Genomic DNA, 19,042 nt, shown 5'->3' on the forward strand with positions numbered 1-19,042 from the left:
AATTCGTGCCGAGTCCGGGCTCAGCGCTCGGTGAGCATGCCCGCCCGGAGCTTCGCCAGGATGCGGGTCAGCAGGCGGGAGACGTGCATCTGGGAGATGCCGAGCTCCTTGCCGATCTCGCCCTGCGTCATCTCCTGGCCGAAGCGCATCTGCAGGATGCGGCGCTCACGGTCGTCCAGCTGTCCGAGCAGCGGCGCGAGTGTGTGGAGATCCTCCGTCAGTTCCATCGCCGGATCGATGTCACCGAGCACGTCGGCATACGCACGGCCGCTTCCGGCGCCGGTGGGCGCGTCGTCGCTGTCGGCGTTCGGGGTGTCGAGGGAGCCCGCGGTGTAGCCGTTGGCGGCCACCAGGCCCTCGATGATCTCGTCCTCGCTCAGGTCGAGCAGCTCGGCGAGTTCCTTCACCGTCGGGTCGCGGTCGAGCACGCCGGCCAGTTCGTCGCGGGCCTTGGCGAGTTCGGTGCGCAGCTCCTGGAGCCGGCGCGGGACATGGACCGCCCAGCTGGTGTCACGGAAGAAGCGCTTGATCTCGCCGACGATGTACGGCACCGCGAAGGAGGTGAACTCGACCTCACGGCTCAGTTCGAAGCGGTCGATGGCCTTGATGAGACCGATGGTGCCGACCTGGATGATGTCGTCCATCTCACCGTTGCCGCGGCTGCGGAACCGGTTGGCCGCGAACCGCACCAGCGAGAGGTTCATCTCGATCAGGGTGTTGCGCGCGTACTGGTATTCGTGCGTGCCCTCTTCGAGGGTCTGCAGCCGGTCGAAGAACACCTTGGACAGGCTCTTCGCATCCCTCGGCGCGACCTTGCCGGCATCCTCGACCCACGGCAGGTCCCCCACCCACTGCGGGGCCCCGGCCGTCGACTCTGCCGAGTCCGACAGGCTGCGGTGCGTGGACGATGTGGCGCTCGGCATGTCAGGTCCCTCCCCTGAAGACGGTGTGACGAAGAGGCGTGTGCCCCCGATCCGCCCGCTCACACACCCGATCCCGAAGAGATGGAGGCAATGCCCCAGGAAATCGACCTGGGGTCCTCCATCCCTGTCGGGTGGGTACCGGGTCAGTATGCGCTCACATCACATCATGGGGACCAGCGGGACCAGTACGGAGATCCGCTTACCGCCGCCGTCATGGCGCGTGATGACCACGTCCCGCGCGATCCGGCTGATCACACGCCAGCCGTGTCCTCCGATTCTGAAGCGGCCACGAGAGTCGGTGCGTTCCTGGACGGCCGGCATCTCGTCGCTGTGATCGCTCACGCTCACACGGACACCTTCTTTCGTCAGCTCCGCCTCGAAGTCCGTGACGCCGCCACCGTGCAGAAGAGCATTGGTCACCAATTCCGAGGTCACCAGCAACGCATCCGTCAGGGCGGGATCGTCGCGATCGGAATCGGGCCGGCAGAATCGCTCGTGCAGCAGGAACTCCACTTCCCTGCGCGCTTCGGCGGGACCTTGCGGAACCGGGTGCACCGGTCCCGTCAGTTCATCAGCAGACACGCTCCAGCACTCCTTGGGCATCGTCCTGGTGGGGCCCTGGGCCCCTAAGGACAAGGGCCCGTCGCACAGCGGGGTGCGACGGGCCCGACAGTGTGTGCAGACCTCAGTGGCCGAACGCGTCCTTGGTCTTCTCCTTGGCCTGGCGGGCGTCGCCCTTCGCCTGCTCGGCGCGGCCTTCCGCGGTCATGCGCTCGTTGCCCACGGTGCGCCCGACCGCTTCCTTGGCCTTGCCCTTGGTCTGTTCCATCTTGGCCTTGGCCTTCTGGTTCTCAGCCACAGCTGTTCACTTCCAAGTCGGCTAGACAACAGGTCCTGACAGTCGCGTCACCGCTCACACCGCTGGTAAACCCGTGAGCTTCGTGGAAAAGGCGGAGGGCATGTTCGGTTGCCGCGGGGGCATGCGGCGGACCGGGGGGCTGGACAGAGGGTTCCTCGATCACGGGCACCCGCCGGCATCCTCGTGGCCCCGACCGGACCGGTCGGGGTCCCTTGCTGAGTACCGTCCCGGCGTCGCCGTCCTCCGACGCGACGCCCCTCTTGCACCGGAGCAGTGAATCGATGACGAGCACACAGGACCAGCCGCGGATACGTCCCGAAAGACGTTCCGCGAGAACAGGCGAGGCATTCGCCGCCGAGGCGTCCACGCCCGAGCAGCGGATCCGGCGTCTGCGGCGGCGGCTGGAGCGCCTCATCGGCATCGCCGCCACCGAAGGCAACGGTCTCGTCCCGCTCCGCAACGGGGACGAGATCTTCGCCGCCATGCTGGAGAGCATCAGGTCCGCGCAGCACACCGTGGACATGATGACCTTCGTGTACTGGCGGGGGGACATCGCCAAGGAGTTCGCCGAGGCCCTGGCCGAGCGGGCACGCGCGGGTGTGCGGGTGCGGCTGCTGCTGGACGGCTTCGGCTGCCGGCTGATCGAGAAGGATCAGCTGACGATGATGGAGCGGGACGGCGTGCAGGTGGCCTGGTTCCGCAAGCCGCTGTACCTGTCGCCGCTCAAGCAGAACCACCGCTGCCACCGCAAGGCGCTCGTCGTCGACGAGACGACGGCCTTCACCGGCGGTGTGGGCATCGCCGAGGAGTGGTGCGGGGACGCCCGCAATGAGAACGAGTGGCGTGACACGCACGTCCGGCTCCAGGGCGCTGCCGTGGACGGCATCGCCGCCGCGTTCGCGCAGAACTGGGCCGAGTGCCACGACGAGCTCTTCGACAAACGTGACCGGTTCGTCGAGCACGAGCGGCAGGGCTCCGCGGTCGTGCAGGTGGTGCGCGGCTCCGCCAGCTTCGGCTGGCAGGACATGCAGACGCTCATGCGCGTCATGCTGGAGTCGGCCGAGGAACGCTTCCGGCTGACCACCGCGTACTTCTCGCCGGACGCCTACTTCATCGACCTGCTGTGCGCGACGGCGCGGCGGGGCGTGGAGGTGGAGATCCTGCTGCCGGGCCCGTACACCGACAAACGCGTCTGCCAGCTGGCCGGGCAGCACTACTACGACGAGCTGCTCGCCTGCGGCGTGAAGATCTTCCAGTACCAGCCGACGATGCTGCACGCGAAGGTGATCACGGTCGACGGCGTGGCCTCGCTCATCGGGTCCACCAACTTCAACCGCCGGTCGCTCGAACACGACGAGGAAGTCATGCTGGCCGTCCTCGACGAGGAGTTCACCGCGACCCTGGACGGCCATTTCGACGAGGACGCCGCGCGGAGCGAGCCGATCAAGGGCGGCCGCTGGAAGCGGCGGTCGGTGCTCCAGCGGGCCCGTGAGGCCGCCGTCCAGCCCATCCGCCGGTATCTGTGAGCGGTGCCCGTGTACGTGAGGTGGTCCGGGGTCACGAGGAACCGGAGGTAACCACTCCGTCACCCGGGGTGTTTACGCTGCGGCACATTGGTAACACGCAGTGACACACGTAAGCCGTGGAGACTCGTCGAAAGGCAGGAACCATGTCCGTGAGCATCCTGGCGATTCTGGGACTGGTGGCAGCGATCATCGCGGTACTCCTGCTCGCCCGGCCGGTGAAGCTGTACAGCACGGCCACCCTCACGCGCCGCTTCGGACCCGAGTACGACCGGGTGGTCGCTCTGGCGGGCGGGGACGTGCGAGCGGCGGAGCGCGAACTGGCCGACCGGCTGCGGTGCTTCGGCGGTCTCTGCCCCTTCTCGCTCACCGACACCACCCGGCGGCAGTACCTGAGCCGTTGGTCAGGGCTCCAGGAGCAGTTCGTCGACGCACCCGGAGCGGCCGCCGCGCGGGCCAACCAGCTGCTGAGCCGGCTCGCCTCCGACCGGGGCCTCACGGCCGAGTCCCGCGAGCGCCAGCTCGACGCCCTGTCGGTCCATTTCCCGCGGCACATCGACGGTGCCCGCCTGCTGCACGCCGCAGCGCAGCAGGCCGCTGCGGGTGTCACGGATGCCGACGCGATGCGCCGCGCCATGGTCGCCGGCCGGGCGCATCTCGAGGAGCTCCTGGCGGACCAGGGCCCGCGGGTCCCGTCCGGCAGCGCGACGGGACGGCGGAGCGGTGCCCGTCATGCGCTGCGACTGCCGTCGCAGCGCACCATCCACTCCACCCACCTCTGACCCCGTCCCGGCCGGCGCCCTCACCCGGCCGGGTGCCCCGCGGCGCCCGGCCCCGTTTACTGGTGTGTACCGGCAGGGCGTTCCCATCCCTCCACGGCTGCGAGACAGGTGACGTTTGTGAGTGACGCACACGACCGGGACGACCAGCACAGCCTCCTCGACGGCCTGACGGTGGACGAGAGCAGGCCCGAGCATCCGCTTCTGCTGGACGAGCAGGGCCGCCCCATCAAGACCTGGCGCGAGAACTACCCCTACGACCGCAAGGTGCGGCGTTCCGAGTACGAGCGGCAGAAGCGGCTGCTCCAGATCGAGATGCTGAAGCTCCAGCGGTGGGTCAAGGACACCGGCCAGCGGCTGGTCGTCCTCTGCGAGGGCCGTGATGCGGCCGGCAAGGGCGGCACGATCCAGCGCTTCACCGAGCGGCTGAATCCGCGTGGCGCGCGCGTGGTGGCCCTGGAGAAGCCGACGGAGCGCGAAGCGGGCCAGTGGTACTTCCAGCGCTATGTGGCACATCTGCCGGCTGCCGGCGAGATCGTCTTCTTCGACCGCTCCTGGTACAACCGCGCCGGTGTGGAACGGGTCATGGGCTTTTGCAGCACGGAGCAGTACGAGCTGTTTCTGCACGAGTGCCCTCGCTTCGAACAGATGCTGGTGGACGACGGCATCGTGCTGGTGAAGTTCTGGTTCTCCGTGTCCAAGGCCGAGCAGCGCACCCGTTTCGCGATCCGCCAGATCGACCCGGTACGGCAGTGGAAGCTCTCCCCCACCGACCTCGCGTCGCTGGACCTGTGGGACGACTACACCGCCGCCAAGGTCGACATGTTCCGGGCCACCGATACCAGCCATGCCCCGTGGACCGTGGTGAAGAGCAACGACAAGCGGCGGGGGCGGCTGGAGGCGATGCGCAGCCTGCTCTCGCAGCTGGACTACGCGAGCAAGGACAAGGAGACCGTCGGCCGTCCCGACCCCTTGATCGTCGGCCCGGCGGACACCCTGCTGGAGCCGGGCGAGGAGAGCACCGCGCTGTCCCCCACCCCTCTGGCCAGCCACACCGAGGGGCCGGGCGAGCACCCGGGGAAGCCGGGCCGGCAGGACGCGTACCGCCCGGAGCGCCCCGGCAGGTGAGACGGAGGGCGGGTGAGCGGGCCGGACCCGCTGACGACCTGCCGGCTGTATCTCCCCGTCCCTGGACGGGGAGATACAGCGCAGACGAAAATGAGCCTCCGCCGGATCCAGCCGTTCTTCCGAGGAGGCCCAACCGCCGTGACCACCAGCGACCAGGAGTTCGGCTCCTACGGGGAACGGCTGGCCCAGAAGCAGTTCGGCACCGCCGAGCGGGCGGCCGACTTCTACGACCGGCAGATGCACGACGTACTCACGCCTGCCATGCGGGAGTTCATCGGTGACCAGACCATGGTGTTCCTGTCCACGGCGGACGCCGGCGGTGCCTGTGACGCGACGTTCCGCGGCGGGCCGCCCGGGTTCGTCACCGTGCTGGACGACCGCACGCTGACCTATCCCGAGTACCGCGGCAACGGCGTCCTGGCCGGTGTGGGGAACCTCGTCGAGAATCCCCATCTCGGCCTGCTGTTCGTCGACTTCACCCGGCATCACATCGGTCTGCACGTCAACGGCGCGGCCGCACTGCGCACCGACGAGGAGCAGCGTGCCGCGCACCCCGATCTTCCGCGGGACGCTGCTCCGGGACGGCAGGCGCAGTTGTGGGTGCACGTGACGGTCCACGAGGCGTACGTCCACTGCTCCAAGTACATTCCGCACCTGGAGCCGGCGCCGAGGCCCCGCACCACGGAGTTGGGCCGCCCGAAGGACGCGGAGTACTTCCTGCGGCGTGAGTCGGCCCGTCCGGCGGCTGCCGGTGCGACGACCACGACGGGTGGTGTCCCGCAGCCTCGTGGACTGCGACGGCTCTGGCGCCGCTGACGTATCTGCCGCTGACACAGCGGGCCGAAGACATGTCGCCCGGCTGCCATGCTGGACGGGTGAAGCCACCCTCTCCCGGCGCATGGCTGCGCGCCGGAATCAGCCGTGACGGCGGACCGCTGCAGGAGAACGAGCACGTGGTCTGGCTCCAGGCCGGCGACTGGTACGCCGACAGCCGGGGTTTCGCCGGCGTGACCGCCTACGGCGACGGCCTGGTCCGGTTCCATCACGACGTCGGGGAACCGGGCGAGGACGTGGGGCGGCTGGCGCGTGCGTCCGGCGGTGACATGACCGAGTCGGGCACGAACCCGGACGGCAGCACGTTCCACGAGGTCTGGACACCCCTGCCCGGCAGTCAAGGGCCGTGCGGCGCCTGGCGGTCGGGCCCGGTGCAGGTCGTCCGCGTGGGCAGATACGTGGTGCATGTCGACGAGCACGGCGGCAGCTTCTTCGCGTTGCCGGATATCGACCGCGGGTGAGTGCCCACCGCGGCTACACCTCGGTCTCTCCCCAGGTGCCGACCGTCAGCTCGTCGCCCACGGCCAGCCTGCCCGGCCGCAGCACCGCGAACTTCGCACCGAAGGCGACGCCGCCCTCCCTCGCGCGGCGGTAGCCGGCAAGCGAGCGGAGCGGCTCCGGGCCGTCCCGTTCGCCGGTGAGCTGGTCGACCACCGTGACGGCGCAGCGAATGGCCGGTTTGGCGTAGCCCAGTTCCGCCGCTCCGACGGTGATGTGGCGTGCGCGGTCCTCCGTGTGCGGCTCGTCCCAGCCGCCGACGACGATGTTGGGGCGGAAGCGGTCCATCGGCATCGGCGCAGCGCCCCGCTCGGCGAGCTTCTCGTTGAGCAGGTCGAGGCTCGACCGGGACAGCAGGTGGACGGCGCAGCTGTCGGCATAGCCGGAGGTGCCGGGTGTGCGGCCGTCGGTCACCCGGTGGTGCTCGGGCGGCACGCGGACGAGCCTGCTCGGTGCGGCGAGGACGGTGGAGAGCCACTCGGCGGCGTCGTCGCCCTGGTCGATCCCGAGGAAGGCGGCACCGAACAGATCGACGTCCCTGCGTGGTCCGGTGGTGTCGACGTCGATCGCGACCGGCTCGTGCCGGGGCGCGTTCAGAGTGAGCCGGAGGCCGTCGGCGCCGATCGTGGGGACGATCAGCGCGAGCCGCGGGTCCCGGCGCTGGGTGCGGTACACCCCCTGCTCACCCACCACCATGAAACTGCGGTCGTGTGCGAGTCCCGCGGGTGTCAGCACCGCCTCGCGCACCGCGCTGCCGGCGCACCCCTTGACGGGGTAGTACGCCAACTCCACCACTCGTGCCACATGCGCCCCCTGGTATCTCCGCACTCGGCCCGACCGTACCGCCGCCGCCGCCTCGTCAACCGGCGCACCGGCCCGGCAACTTGGTCCAGACCTATTGACGAAAGGTCTGGACCACAAGACGCTGAACTCCTCCGGTACCACTCCGGCACGAAGGGAGCACAGCATGATCGGACGGACGTTACGTCTGCTGGGCGTCGCGTGGCCTACGGATCGATCTGGGGCGCGTACCTGCCGATCGTGAAGAAGTACGCCGACAACGGCCGGCTTTGGTGGCTCAACATGCAGTACTACAACGGCAGCATGTACGGCTGTTCCCGCGACTCCTACTCCGCGGGGACCGTCCAGGGCTTCACCGCGCAGACCGACTGTCTCAACAAAGGTCTGGTCGTCCAGGGCACCACGATCCGGGTGCCGTACGACAAGCAGGTCCCCGGTCTGCCGGCCCAGCCCGGCGCCGGCGGCGGCCACATGGCGCCGAATCTGGTCGCGCAGGCCTGGAACACCTACGGCGGAGGGCTCAAGGGCCTGATGACATGGTCGGTCAACTGGGACGGGTCGAAGAACTGGACGTTCGGGAACAACGTCAAGGCGTTGCAGCGCCGTTGACGCGGAGGGCGGCAGCCGTGCGAGGGGCCCGCACCGAAGCGATGCGGGCCCCTGGTCCACCGGCGGGCTGCCGGTGCTAGATCAGGCCCTGGGCCAGCATCGCGTCCGCCACCCGCTCGAACCCCGCGATGTTGGCACCTGCCACATAGTCGCCGGGAAGGCCGTAGCGTTCCGCCGTGTCGTGGGCGACCTGGTGGATGTCCCGCATGATGACGGCGAGTTCCTCCTCCACGCGCATCGCGGTCCACGCGTCGCGGGAGGCGTTCTGCCGCATCTCCAGGGCGCTGACCGCGACGCCGCCGGCATTCGCGGCCTTGCCCGGGCCGAACGCCACACCCGCGTCCTGGAGGATGCGTACCGCCTCGGGGGTGGTGGGCATGTTGGCGCCCTCGGAGACGGCCTTGACCCCGTTGCGCACGAGGGCGAGCGCGTCGTCGGCGTGCAGCTCGTTCTGGGTGGCCGAAGGGAAGGCGATGTCGCAGGGCACGTCCCACACCCGGCCGCCGGGGAGGAAGCGCGCGGATGCGCCGCGACGCTTGGCGTACTCGCTGATCCGGGCGCGCTCCACCTCCTTGACCTGACGCAGGAGTTCGAGGTCGATGCCCTTCTCGTCCACGACACAGCCCTCGGAGTCGGAGCAGGTCATGGGGTGGGCGCCGCTGCGCGTCAGCTTCTCGATGGTGTGGATGGCGACGTTGCCGGAGCCGGAGACCACGGCCGCCTGGCCCTGGAGCTCCTCGCCGCGCAGGCGCAGCATCTCGGCGGCGAAGAGCACGCTGCCGTACCCGGTCGCCTCGGTGCGCATGGCCGAGCCGCCCCAGCCCTGGCCCTTGCCGGTGAGGACTCCGGCGTCCCAGCGGTTGGTGATCCGGCGGTACTGGCCGAACAGATAGCCGATCTCCCGGCCGCCGACGCCGATGTCCCCCGCGGGAACATCGGTGTGCTCGCCGATGTGCCGCTGCAACTCGGTCATGAAGGACTGGCAGAAGCGCATGACTTCGGCGTCCGAGCGGCCGCGCGGGTCGAAGTCGCTGCCGCCCTTGCCACCGCCGATACCGAGCCCCGTGAGCGCGTTCTTGAAGACCTGTTCGAAGCCGAGGAACTTCACCACGCCCAGGTTCACCGAGGGGTGGAAACGCAGTCCGCCCTTGTAGGGGCCCAGCGCGCTGTTGAACTCGACCCGGAATCCGCGGTTGACCTGAACCTCACCACGGTCGTCCTGCCAGGGCACGCGGAAGATGATCTGACGTTCGGGTTCACAGAGGCGCTCGACGAGCCCCGGTTCCGCGTACTCGGGCCGGGCGGCGAGTACGGGCGCCAGGGTGTCCAGCACTTCCGTCGCCGCCTGATGAAATTCGGGCTGTGCCGGATTGCGGCGCTCGAGGTCGGTGCGCAGCGCTGCCAGTCGCGCCTTCGAAGAAGACAGGGTCACAGCATGTCCCTCCTGCCCGGCCGGCGTATGACGGACCGACCGTGGCGGTGACGGTCCAGGTGTCGTTGCCAGTCAGCAGTACGGCCGTGCGGGGCCGGACGTTCATCGGCCGGAAGTCTGCCACGCCCGGCCCGCCGGGGTGCGGCTGCCGCGCAGGCGGCGCGCCGGTCAGCGGAAGATCGCCATCGCCCGCACCTCCGGCACGGCCTCCTCCGCGTTCCGGTCCCGGACCTCGCCGAGGCGGCGGGAGCCCCGTCGGACGCCATCGTCCCTTCGAGGGCGTGGTGGCCGCACGGGCACGGTCGGGCGAATCGCCGGTGCGCAACTCCGTTGCCGGTATGGCAGTTGAAGCCAGTGATGCAGGGGTCAGGAGGACGGACTGCTGCCCGGGGCGGCGTCCCGCAGACGCACGACCTCACCGCCGAGCTTGGTGCGCAGGGTGTCCAACAGCTCCGGCTTTCCACCGACGGCCCATCGCGGCCCGACCAGATAGGTCCCGCCGTACATCCGGGCACTGTCCAGCCAGATCGTCTTGAACTTCTCCTCGGGGAACGTGGTGACGGTCCAACTGCCCTGCGCCGTGGTGCACACGCCTTCACGGAGTTCCTTGGCCTGGATGCGGACCTCGGGAGTGCAGCCGGTGAGCGCGCCGATCTTCTCGACGTTCGCGGGAGCCGGCGCCGGCGCGGTCGCGGCCGGGCGGGGTTGCTGCTTCGCCGGGGTCCGCTTCTCCGCCGTCTGCCTCGCCGCCGCCTTCTTGTCCGTCGCACCGTCCGGCTCGTCGGAGCAGCCGGCGAGCGGAAGTACGAGCAGGCCTGCGAGCAACACGGTGGCCCGTCGGCTCCGGGTCGCGTATCCCATGCTGAAGGTCCCTTCGGGCGTGCGGGGGCGTACGGGAAGGGATACGTACGACGCGTGCGCCCTGCTCAGCGGAAGCCGTGACGCGTCGATCCAGGAGGGCTGTCGTGTGCCCGTCCCTTCACGAGGGCTGTTGCGCCTCCGTCGGTCCGGCGACGCCCAGCCGCTGCGCCCACTCCAGAGCGCTCGGCAGCCGTGACTCCCACGGCAGCGGGCCCGGATCGGAGGCCGAGTCCATCAGGTCCCTGAGGGCTTCGGCGTTCACCGTGCGGGCCGCGACCCGGGCCGTGAAGCGCTCGGTCACCTCCCGGTCCCGGTAGCCGGCGTCGGCGAAGCTGTCGGCGAGTGACCTGTCGTCGAAGAGTCCGGCGTATCCGTCGCAGGAGGCGGCCAGACCGTCGTCCTCGACGAAGTCGGGGTAGGGGGCGCGGCCCCAGCGGTCCCCCTCCCACCAGTACAGATAGCCCAGTTCATAGCCGTCGTTCAGATCGCGGAGCCGGCCGTAGGGCAGCCAGGAAGGTGCGCCGGCCAGCAGGTCGACGGGCTTGTCGCCCCTGTAGGTGGTGTCGCTGCAGTCGACGTCCTGGCCGAAGAAGACCGCATTGCCGTCCGGCAGCAGCTCCAGATTCCACCCGCCATTGGAATGCGAACACTCCAGCGCGCGCTCCCCCAGGCGGAATGCGGGACGGGCCGTTCTGGTGACGGCGATCAGCACGAGGAGGACAGCGCGTTCCCACATGCGCTCGGGCCTGCCCAGGAGGGCTGGCATTTCCGGCTCGTTGGTCATCTTCCGTTTCCCGTGTCGTAGCCACCTACTGACTGACGATTCAGCTGGTATAGAACCATACGGCGGTGCGCAAGGGCGCCGCCGGCGAATGCGCCGCGCCCCGGCCGCGGCATCCTTCGCCGCCACCGGGGCCTTCACCCGACACGCTCGGTGACGTCAGGCGATCGTGTGCACCAGCTGACTGTCCAGTTCGTAGCGCGCCCCGACGACGGCCAGTTCACCGGCGGCGATCTTCGCCGCCAGGTCGGGTTCCGCCGAGAGCCGGCGGTGCACCAGGGCGACCTGACGGTTGATCGTCGAGTCGACGCGTGCGTCGCCGTACTGGCCGCGGTCTATCGCCGGGCGTATCTGGTCGGCCAGATACTGGATGTGCGCGGGGAGTTCGTCCCCCGTCTCGTCGGCGTGGACCGCTGCCTCGACCGCGCCGCAGGACTGGTGCCCGAGCACGAGGACCAAGGGTATGCCGAGTTCCAGTACACCGTACGCGACGCTGCCCAGCACCGCCTCGTCCAGCACCTCGCCCGCCGACCGTACGGTGAGCAGATCACCGAGGCCCTGATCGAAGATCAGCTCCGGAGGTACACGTGAGTCGACGCAGCACAGCACGACCGCGAACGGGTTCTGTCCGGAGACCAGGGCATGGCGAACGGCCCTGGTCTCGTGGGGGTGTTGCTGGCGGAACGTGCGCCAGCGATGGTTGCCCGCGGAGAGCTCCTTGAGCGCCTGAGCGGGGGTGGCCGGGCGGTTGCCGGTCCGCGGTGCCGCCGTGGCGGGCGTCGCGCCGAGCGCGAGCCCGCCGACCGCGGTCGCACCGCCGGCGACCGCGGCGCGCAGCAGCGCACGGCGTCCGGTGCCGACCCGGTCAGGGCCTGCGCCGGTTCGGGGAAGGCCCGTGCGGGCCTGGGGGAGGTTTTTCGCATTCACGGCTCGAACGTATCCGCCGCGATCGCCGGCCCGTTCCCATTTACTGATCGTTTACCGATCAGGAATGCCCACGGTGGCTCGAATGCAATGGCCAACGGAAAAGGGGGTGTTGAGTACTCGTGTCATACCCGCGCATGCGCGGTGATGTCCGCTCCGAACTGCTCGATCATTTCGGTCGTCACCGTCGGACGGCACTGGGAGATCGCCGTCAGATAGTCCTCGGTCCCCGCCCCGAGATCGCGCCGGTCGAGCGGGGCGCCACCGATCGTCTCCAGGTCCCGCTCGAACGCACTCTGTGCCGCGATCCGTGCCGCGTGCTCGATGTCGGCGGGCGTGAACAGCTCACTGGCCGCGACCAGGACAGGGACCTCGACATCAGGGCGGCCGTCCGTGAAGCGGGACCAGATGGCGGCACGGGCCGCCGCGTCCGGCGTACCGATCGGAATCAGGTAGTCGAACCGCCCGGGCCGCAGGAACGCCGGGTCCAGTGAGCGTACGGAGTTGGTGGCGCACACCAGGAGACGCTCGTCGCCCTCCCGGAAACCCGGGATGAGCTTGAGCAGTTCATTGGTCACGCCGTGCATCCCGCCCACCTGCACCGCGTCCGAGCGCACCGGGGCGATCTCCTCGACCTCGTCGATGAAGACCAGCACCCGCTCCAGCTCCGCGATCCGGGCGAAGGCACTGCGCAGCGCGGCGGCGAGATTGCCCTCGTCCGCCAGCCGGGAGGGCAGCAGTTCGACGAAGGGCCAGCCGAGCCGGGCCGCGACGGCGCGGGCGAACGTGGTCTTACCCGTCCCCGGCGGACCGAACAGCGCGACCGCACGCGGCGGTCGGACGCCGTGCCGGGCGGCGCGCTCGGGCTCCGCCAGCGGCAGCACCACCCGCCGTTCGATCAAGTCCTTCTCTGCCTCCATGCCGGCGACCCTGGTCCACAGATCGCTCGGCAGGAACCGGCCGCCGAGGTCCTCCAGCAGATTGGCCGCCGGACCGTGCAACGGCTCGACCTTCTCGAAGTAGGCGACGGCGGGCTGCCGTGTGTATCCGGCGTTCAGCAGCCCCTCGCCGAGCAGTTCCTCCTCGGGCAGCACATAGGCGATACGCCCCACGCGGGCTGCGATCAGGCGCCGCTCCAGCTCCACGAGGAGCGCGCTCGCAAGACCCCGGCCGCGCCAGGCGGAGGAGATGGCGACACGCATCACCCAGGCCCGCTCGCCCGCCACGGTGGCCAGCGCCGCGCCGATCGGTACGCCCTGGTGCACCGCGACGACCGCGTGCTGGCGCGAGGTGAGCGCGCCGATGCACTCGGCGAGCGAGAACACGGACTCCTGGCCGAGCTCGGCCGTGGTGTCGATCAGGTGGACCACCGCCGCGAGATCGCTCTCGCGGTAGTCGCGGATGAGCCAGTTCACCGGTACCGCCCCTCGTTGGTGCTGTTCCGGCGAGGCTAGGGGCGGTGTACCGCTGCGGGCCTGCGCCGTTGTGCACAAGGCCGGCGGCGCGAACGCGACATTCCGTCCGTAGCCAGAGGTACCCGGGTCCGGCGTCGGCCGTCGGCCTCCGGTTCCCGGTCAGCCGGACGTCTCCGCTCCCGTCGTGCGGTGGACGATGTTGGACTGCTGCCCGTAGCGCAGGGGCCGGACGCGGATCGCCGCCTTCTTCTCCTGCGGCAGGGTGATCAGCCCGGCGGACTCGATGTCCGCGTCGAGGACCGCGGCGACCCGGTACTCGCGTTCGCCGGCGGGCCGTATCTCGATCAGATAGCCCACTTCGTCCCGGGCGTGGTCCTGCCAGGTGAGCTTCACACCGTTCGCGTGCATGACGGTCGCCTCCAGCTCGGTCGGCGCCGCCGCCCTGTCCGGGCCTCCCGTGACGGGGTACCGGGGTGCGCCGGCCCCTTCGTCGCCGGGGAGCTTCCGGGGCTCGGCCCACCCGTGGTCCTTCCGCTGGTCCCGCTCACCGAAGCCGCCCGGCGGCAGCGCGATGCCGACCGCGTCCGACGCGGGCCCGTAGTAGGGCCGGAGCCGGTAGTAGAAGGGGGTCATCGGGATGAGATCGGGGTGGGTGTACGCGCGCCGGCCGGGCGGCGCGAACTGCAGGACGGTGTACGGCCCCTGCCGCTCGGTGGCGAACTCGACGACGTGCCCCGCCGCTCCCGGGTCCCGGCCGCTCCAGCGCAGCGTGATGTCGATCGGTGAGTCGAGGGTGGCCGCCAGCGTCACACCGGCCGTGGTGTCAGGTTTCCCGGCGGCTTTCCCGGCGGCGGGCCCGTCCGCCCGCGCGCCCGCGGAGGCGTCCGCGGAGCTGTCCGTGCAGCCGGACAGGACGGCGGACACCAGAGCGGTGGCCAGCAGCGCGCGGGCGGCCGGGCGGGGAATCGTCGTCATCCGAGGACCGTGCGCTCACTTGCGCCAGAACTTGATGCCGCTCCACTGCACGGTGGCGGTCCCGTTGCCACTGTTCGTGCGGTAGGCGCCGAACTTGTCGTAGTAGCTGCCGCCGGGGCTGTCGTACGTGTGCCGGCGGGAGCCGTTGATGTAGGTGCGGTGGGACGTGCCCACCTGGTGAACGGTGTTGACACGGACCTGTGTGCCGACCGTCGCTCCGTCGGCGACGGTCGCTCCGCCGTGCACGGCGTACAGGCGGCCGCCGCGCTCGACGGCGAGCATGAAGTACGGACCGGCCGACGAGCCGTCGCGGAACGTCTGCTTGAGACTGATGCGGGTCCCGCTCATGGCCGTGATGCGGAAGTAGCCCTCGAACTGGTGGGTGCCGCCGTTGTACGTGGCGTACCGGCGCTCGGCGCGCTGGTCGCCGCTGGTGGTCGAGCAGGTGAGGCGGAAGGTGAGGTTGTCGACCTGGCCGCAACCCCTCTCCTGGACGGAGAAGGACGGCGAGTGCGACGTCCACCCTCCCGGCTCGACCTCCGCGGAAGCCTGGGGCGCGACGAAGATGAGTCCGCAGGTCGCTGCGGCCCCCGCCAGTAAGAGACGCTTTCCGGTCATCATGGGCTCCTTCAACCGCTGTTCGTTCAGGATTCTGAACGATGGGTTAATAGCTGAACAACCTCAGCGATAGGAAGGTAGGTCTGTGGCGTGTCTGCGTCAAGACTCGCGGACGCCGCGGTATCAGGCGGCGGGGCGGACGTGGATCGCCGCGCTGCCCGGGGCATCAGGAACTGCCCAGGCCGCGGCGAACCCCCGGCCCGTGGCGGCCAGTCCCATCTGCTCCCCCAGGAAGTAGCCGCGCGGACTGCCGGCATCGGGAATCCGGGGCGCCTGACGCATGTCGAAGGACTCGGGAGTCAGCCGTGTCTCCTTCCAACGGGCTGAACCGCGGTCCGTACCAGCGGTCGGCAGGTGACAGCCGCCCGCGGCCGATGCGAGCGGGCGGCAGCGCACCAGCCAGCGGTCCGTGAACAGGGGCGCCCGGGCGTCGTTGTGACGGAAGTCGGAGTACGCGACACCGACCGTCCCGTCCCGGGCCACGTCCAGCGAGACGGTGAACGCCTGCTGATGAGCGGCGGGGATGCCGGCCGGTGTGCGGTTCACCTTGACGGGCTCGCTCCAGGTGCGCCCTCCGTCACCGGAGGACGACAGCGCCACCCCGTCGGCGGCGCCTGCGCTGAACCTCGCGTCCTGCCAGGCCGCGTACATCCGCCCGGTACGGGGATCGACGCCCGAGTCGGAGAGCAGGCTCGTGGTGTGGGAGACCTGCTCCCCCGACTCGGGGTCCTGGAAGAGCCACTTCGTACGCAGATCGGACACCTTGACCGGCGCCGACCAGGTCCGCCCGCCGTCCGTGGAACGCGTCGCGTGCACGGACAGGACGGGGCCGCCGAACCGGATGAGGGTGTAGACGTCGACGAGGGTGCCGTCGGGCAGCACACTCAGCCGGTGCCCCGACACCATGTGGCCCTCGCCCGAGTCGACGACCAGGTGCGGGCTCTGCCAGGTCCGTCCTCCGTCGCTGCTGCGCGCGATCAGGGCCTGGTTGCGCGAGCGTTCCGTCGCCGGGAAGCGCGGGGTGACGGCGTACATCACCCGGGGGCTGCGCGGGTCGACGACGACCGGACCGGCGGCGACCCCGCCCTCGGCCGGGTCCGGCTCGCGGGCGATCACCGCCGGGGCGGCCCAGGTCGCCCCGTCGTCGTCGGAACGCACCGACAGACCGGCCGAGTCGGATCCGTCGGCCATGAACAGACCGCCCGACACGACGAGTCCGCCGTCGCCCGTGAAGGTCACGGCCGGCTCGTCGACGTAATCGAAGCGGCCTCCCGAGCAGCGGGTCAGACCGGGAACGACGGACCGCTTCCAGGTGCGACCGCCGTCCTTCGTCACGGCGACGACCAGACCCCGCTGGCGGTCCTGCGGCCACACCGCGGCCATCAGGCCGGGACGGGACGGGTCGGACGCGAGGCCGGGTTCGATGGCGCCCTCGGCCATCAGCCCGTCGGCCGCGCCGGGTGCACAGCCGGCGAACGGGCTGGGCCCGGACAGCCGTACCGGGCCGGATCCACCCCCGGACGCGAACGCCGTACCGGCGGTGGACAGGGCGATCAGGGGCAGCAGGGCGGTGGCAAGCAGCGCGGCAGGGTGGCGCATGACGACTCCTTCGGACGGTTGCTGCCATCCTCGGCATCCGCCTCGGGCCGGTCGTCCCCTGCTCGGCGCAACTGCCCGTACCTCACGGGGAGCAGGCCCGGCCGCCGTGTGTCGGCCTGCGGACGGACACGGCGTCAGGGCCACCTGTTTCTTGTCGCTCCGGAGGGTCACGCCCCCGCGATCAGCCGGTCGACCGCCGCCGTCCCCGACGTGTACCCGGGGACCATCGCCTGGGAGAGCGCGGCCGCGGGGGCCGCCGGGGGTGCAGCGGTGCGGCCGGGGGCCGGCTGGCGGGCCGGGGACAACCCCCGGGCCGAGACCGGTTCCTGAGCGAGCGCCAGCATCGGTGCCGGGGCCTGCATCTGCATCTGCATCTGAGGCTGCGGCTGGCGCTGGGGTTGCGGCTGGGGCTGCGGTTGGGGCTGTGCCTGCGAGGGGACCTGGGAGAGCATGGGCGCCATCGGCTGCGGAGGCTGCTCGGGGACCTGCACGCTGCGGCCGTAGAGGACCTGTTCCATCGCCGACATCAGCCGTGCCACATCGTGCTGCGGTCTGATCACGAGTCGCAGGAAGCGGCCGGAACTGCCCACCTTGTTGCTGCACTCGCGCACCAGCACGCCGTGCTCGCCGAGCAGGCGGTCACGCAGAACGGCTCCGTCCACACCCTCCGGGAGGCGTACATAGAGGAAGTTCCCCTGCGAGGGGTAGACGGTCAGCCCCGGCAGCTGGGACAGCCGCCACATCATCTCCTGCCGGTCCTGACGCGCCTGGGCGAGACTCTGCGCGTACTCCTGACGGTGTTCCCTCAGCATGAACACCACGGTCTCGGCAAAGGAGTTGAGGTTCCACTTGGGCAGCGCGGCACGCACCTTGCCCGCGAGCGTCGGGTTGGAGACGAGATAGCCGAACCGGACGCCGTGCAGGCCGAAGTTCTTGCCGAGGCTGCGCAGCACGATCACGTTCGTCCGCAGTACCGCCTCGGCGGCGACGCTCGGATCGGGCTCGGCGTCCGCGAACTCGAGGAACGACTCGTCGACGACGACCAGATCGAGGTCCTGGAGCTCGTCGAGGAGGGCGATGACCTTCTGCTTGGGCAGATAGCCGCCGTCGGGGTTGTTGGGGTTGCAGATGACGGCGGTGCGGGAGCCGCGGGACCGGATGAACTGCACGAAGGAGGCCGGGTCCAGGCCGAATCCGTGTGCCTCCGGAAGCAGCAGCATGTCGACGCGTTTGCCCGTCTCCATCGGCTGGTCGGTCCACCGTCCGAAGGTGGGCACGGGGACGGCCAGCGATTCGCGGACCAGCAAGTGATCGATCCAGGTGATCAGTTCGGTGGAGCCGTTGCCCATCGCGACGGTCTGCGGATTGAGACCGAGCACCTGGCACAGCTCGGCGGTGATGGTGTCGGCGCCGCTCGGGTAGTAGGTGAGGATCTCGCGCAGCCGGCTGCCGAGCATCTCGAACATCTCAGGGGTGGGGAAGTACGGGTTGCAGGGGATGCAGAAGTCGGTGATCTCTCCCGCCTCGGCGCCGCCCGCCCTGTTCAGGGTGAAGTACGAAGGGCTGTGCGCCGTGGACGCGCGAAAGAGTGCCGTGACATTGCTGCCGGCCATGAAGCTGCCTCCCCTGCCTGCCTGTGGCCCTCACGAAGCGCAGGGACCCTCTCCGAATACGGATCGTGGAGTGGTGATGTTCAACCCCCGGGGCGCGTGGGGCACTACTGTGAAGGTGATGTTCACCCCTTCCGGCCCCACCCTTCGCGAGCTGGCCGTCCAGGCTCTCTCGTCGGTCGAGCACGGCTACGATCTGCTGGCTCCCACGTTCGACAGGACACCCTTCCGCACCCCGGACCGCGTACTGGATCCGGTGACCCGCGCTGTGCGGTCCCTCGGTCCGTTCCGCTCGGGGCTCGACGTCTGCTGCGGCACCGGCGCGGGGGTCGGCGTACTGCGGCAGGTGTGCGAGGAGCAGGTCACGGGCGTCGACTTCAGTGCGGGGATGCTCGCCCACGCCCGGGCGGTCCTGCCGGAGCCGGGCACACCGGAGGGCCCGTCGGTGCACTGGGTCCGTGCGGACGCCCGGGCTCTTCCCTTCGCCCCGGTCTTCGACCTGGCGGTGAGTTTCGGCGCGTTCGGGCACTTCCTGCCGCGTGAACTGCCGGCGCTGTTCACCCAGGTCCATCGCTCGCTGCGGCCCGGTGGCCGGTTCGTCTTCCCGCTCCCGGCTCCCGCGCGGGTGGGCTCACGGCAGTACTGGACCCTGTGGGGCTTCGACGCGGTGATGCGCGTACGGAACCTGGTGTGGAAGCCCGAGTTCGTCATGTACTACCGCACCTTCCGCCTCGTCGAGGTGCAGGACGAGCTGACCCGGGCGGGGTTCACGGTGGAGTTGCTGCCGCTGGAGGAGCTGGGACGCCTGACGGACGGCAGCCCGCGCTGCCGGCTGGTGGTGGCGACGAAGGGCGGCTGAGCGGGCCGTGCCTC

The 19,042-nt window shown here is 70.1% G+C and carries 19 protein-coding genes and 1 pseudogene; 7 read left to right on the forward strand and 13 right to left on the reverse strand.

Annotation, left to right across the window (positions count from 1 at the left end):
- Positions 1-20: 20 nt before the first annotated feature.
- The 3 genes from RPQ07_RS08085 to RPQ07_RS08095 all read right to left on the reverse strand — a co-directional run bounded on the left by RPQ07_RS08085 (position 21) and on the right by RPQ07_RS08095 (position 1,782).
- On the reverse strand, positions 21-923 hold the full coding sequence (locus tag RPQ07_RS08085) for an RNA polymerase sigma factor SigF (RefSeq protein WP_313943385.1): 903 nt from the start codon (positions 921-923) through the stop codon (positions 21-23).
- Between the two features lie 159 nt (positions 924-1,082).
- Complete coding sequence (locus RPQ07_RS08090) at positions 1,083-1,526, reverse strand: ATP-binding protein (RefSeq protein ID WP_313943386.1); 444 nt, start codon at positions 1,524-1,526, stop codon at positions 1,083-1,085.
- An 82-nt stretch (positions 1,527-1,608) separates the two neighbouring features.
- Positions 1,609-1,782, reverse strand: coding sequence for a CsbD family protein (locus tag RPQ07_RS08095; RefSeq protein WP_313943387.1), 174 nt, complete (start codon positions 1,780-1,782; stop codon positions 1,609-1,611).
- Between the two features lie 281 nt (positions 1,783-2,063).
- Between RPQ07_RS08095 and RPQ07_RS08100 the strand changes: the two genes are divergently transcribed.
- The 5 genes from RPQ07_RS08100 to RPQ07_RS08120 all read left to right on the forward strand — a co-directional run bounded on the left by RPQ07_RS08100 (position 2,064) and on the right by RPQ07_RS08120 (position 6,507).
- On the forward strand, positions 2,064-3,308 hold the full coding sequence (locus tag RPQ07_RS08100) for a phospholipase D-like domain-containing protein (RefSeq protein ID WP_313943389.1): 1,245 nt from the start codon (positions 2,064-2,066) through the stop codon (positions 3,306-3,308).
- 143 nt (positions 3,309-3,451) lie between these two features.
- Positions 3,452-4,087, forward strand: coding sequence for a hypothetical protein (locus RPQ07_RS08105; RefSeq protein WP_313943390.1), 636 nt, complete (start codon positions 3,452-3,454; stop codon positions 4,085-4,087).
- Positions 4,088-4,204: 117 nt separating this feature from the next.
- On the forward strand, positions 4,205-5,212 hold the full coding sequence (ppk2, locus tag RPQ07_RS08110; RefSeq protein ID WP_413777713.1) for a polyphosphate kinase 2: 1,008 nt from the start codon (positions 4,205-4,207) through the stop codon (positions 5,210-5,212).
- Between the two features lie 138 nt (positions 5,213-5,350).
- Complete coding sequence (locus RPQ07_RS08115; RefSeq protein ID WP_313943392.1) at positions 5,351-6,028, forward strand: pyridoxamine 5'-phosphate oxidase family protein; 678 nt, start codon at positions 5,351-5,353, stop codon at positions 6,026-6,028.
- A 59-nt stretch (positions 6,029-6,087) separates the two neighbouring features.
- Entirely contained in the window at positions 6,088-6,507 is a 420-nt protein-coding gene (locus RPQ07_RS08120) for a hypothetical protein (RefSeq protein ID WP_313943393.1), read from the forward strand.
- Between the two features lie 13 nt (positions 6,508-6,520).
- On the opposite strand, the gene RPQ07_RS08125 is transcribed toward RPQ07_RS08120, so the two are convergent.
- The gene (locus RPQ07_RS08125; RefSeq protein WP_313948819.1) at positions 6,521-7,348 is read right to left on the reverse strand and encodes an MOSC domain-containing protein; all 828 of its coding nucleotides are present in this window, start codon (positions 7,346-7,348) and stop codon (positions 6,521-6,523) included.
- Positions 7,349-7,543: 195 nt separating this feature from the next.
- On the opposite strand from RPQ07_RS08125, the pseudogene RPQ07_RS08130 reads away from it, so the two are divergent.
- A pseudogene (locus RPQ07_RS08130) lies at positions 7,544-7,954 on the forward strand (chitinase); the annotation flags it as partial.
- Positions 7,955-8,030: 76 nt separating this feature from the next.
- On the opposite strand, the gene gdhA reads toward RPQ07_RS08130, so the two are convergent.
- The 9 genes from gdhA to RPQ07_RS08175 all read right to left on the reverse strand — a co-directional run bounded on the left by gdhA (position 8,031) and on the right by RPQ07_RS08175 (position 18,172).
- Positions 8,031-9,386, reverse strand: a complete 1,356-nt coding sequence (gene gdhA, locus RPQ07_RS08135) for an NADP-specific glutamate dehydrogenase (protein WP_391837499.1) — start codon at positions 9,384-9,386, stop codon at positions 8,031-8,033.
- Between the two features lie 366 nt (positions 9,387-9,752).
- Positions 9,753-10,247: a hypothetical protein gene (locus tag RPQ07_RS08140; RefSeq protein ID WP_313943394.1), complete on the reverse strand. Its 495-nt coding sequence runs from the start codon at positions 10,245-10,247 to the stop codon at positions 9,753-9,755.
- Between the two features lie 118 nt (positions 10,248-10,365).
- A complete protein-coding gene (locus tag RPQ07_RS08145) occupies positions 10,366-11,013 on the reverse strand; it encodes a hypothetical protein (protein WP_313943395.1) in 648 nt (215 codons plus the stop codon).
- Positions 11,014-11,187: 174 nt separating this feature from the next.
- Positions 11,188-11,868 (reverse strand): carbonic anhydrase, encoded by a 681-nt coding sequence (locus RPQ07_RS08150; RefSeq protein WP_313948821.1) that lies wholly within the window; start codon positions 11,866-11,868, stop codon positions 11,188-11,190.
- Positions 11,869-12,077: 209 nt separating this feature from the next.
- Positions 12,078-13,367 (reverse strand): bifunctional GNAT family N-acetyltransferase/ATP-binding protein, encoded by a 1,290-nt coding sequence (locus tag RPQ07_RS08155; protein WP_313943396.1) that lies wholly within the window; start codon positions 13,365-13,367, stop codon positions 12,078-12,080.
- Positions 13,368-13,526: 159 nt separating this feature from the next.
- Positions 13,527-14,342, reverse strand: a complete 816-nt coding sequence (locus RPQ07_RS08160) for a fibronectin type III domain-containing protein (RefSeq protein ID WP_313943397.1) — start codon at positions 14,340-14,342, stop codon at positions 13,527-13,529.
- 15 nt (positions 14,343-14,357) lie between these two features.
- A complete protein-coding gene (locus tag RPQ07_RS08165; protein ID WP_313943398.1) occupies positions 14,358-14,960 on the reverse strand; it encodes a hypothetical protein in 603 nt (200 codons plus the stop codon).
- A 123-nt stretch (positions 14,961-15,083) separates the two neighbouring features.
- On the reverse strand, positions 15,084-16,559 hold the full coding sequence (locus RPQ07_RS08170; protein ID WP_313943399.1) for a sialidase family protein: 1,476 nt from the start codon (positions 16,557-16,559) through the stop codon (positions 15,084-15,086).
- A 167-nt stretch (positions 16,560-16,726) separates the two neighbouring features.
- On the reverse strand, positions 16,727-18,172 hold the full coding sequence (locus RPQ07_RS08175; RefSeq protein WP_313943400.1) for a histidinol-phosphate transaminase: 1,446 nt from the start codon (positions 18,170-18,172) through the stop codon (positions 16,727-16,729).
- 118 nt (positions 18,173-18,290) lie between these two features.
- Between RPQ07_RS08175 and RPQ07_RS08180 the strand changes: the two genes are divergently transcribed.
- A complete protein-coding gene (locus RPQ07_RS08180) occupies positions 18,291-19,028 on the forward strand; it encodes a class I SAM-dependent methyltransferase (protein ID WP_313943401.1) in 738 nt (245 codons plus the stop codon).
- Positions 19,029-19,042 lie beyond the last annotated feature (14 nt).

The sequence above is a fragment of the Streptomyces sp. AM8-1-1 genome (genome assembly GCF_032229325.1).
GTDB classification, from domain to species: domain Bacteria; phylum Actinomycetota; class Actinomycetes; order Streptomycetales; family Streptomycetaceae; genus Streptomyces; species Streptomyces achmelvichensis.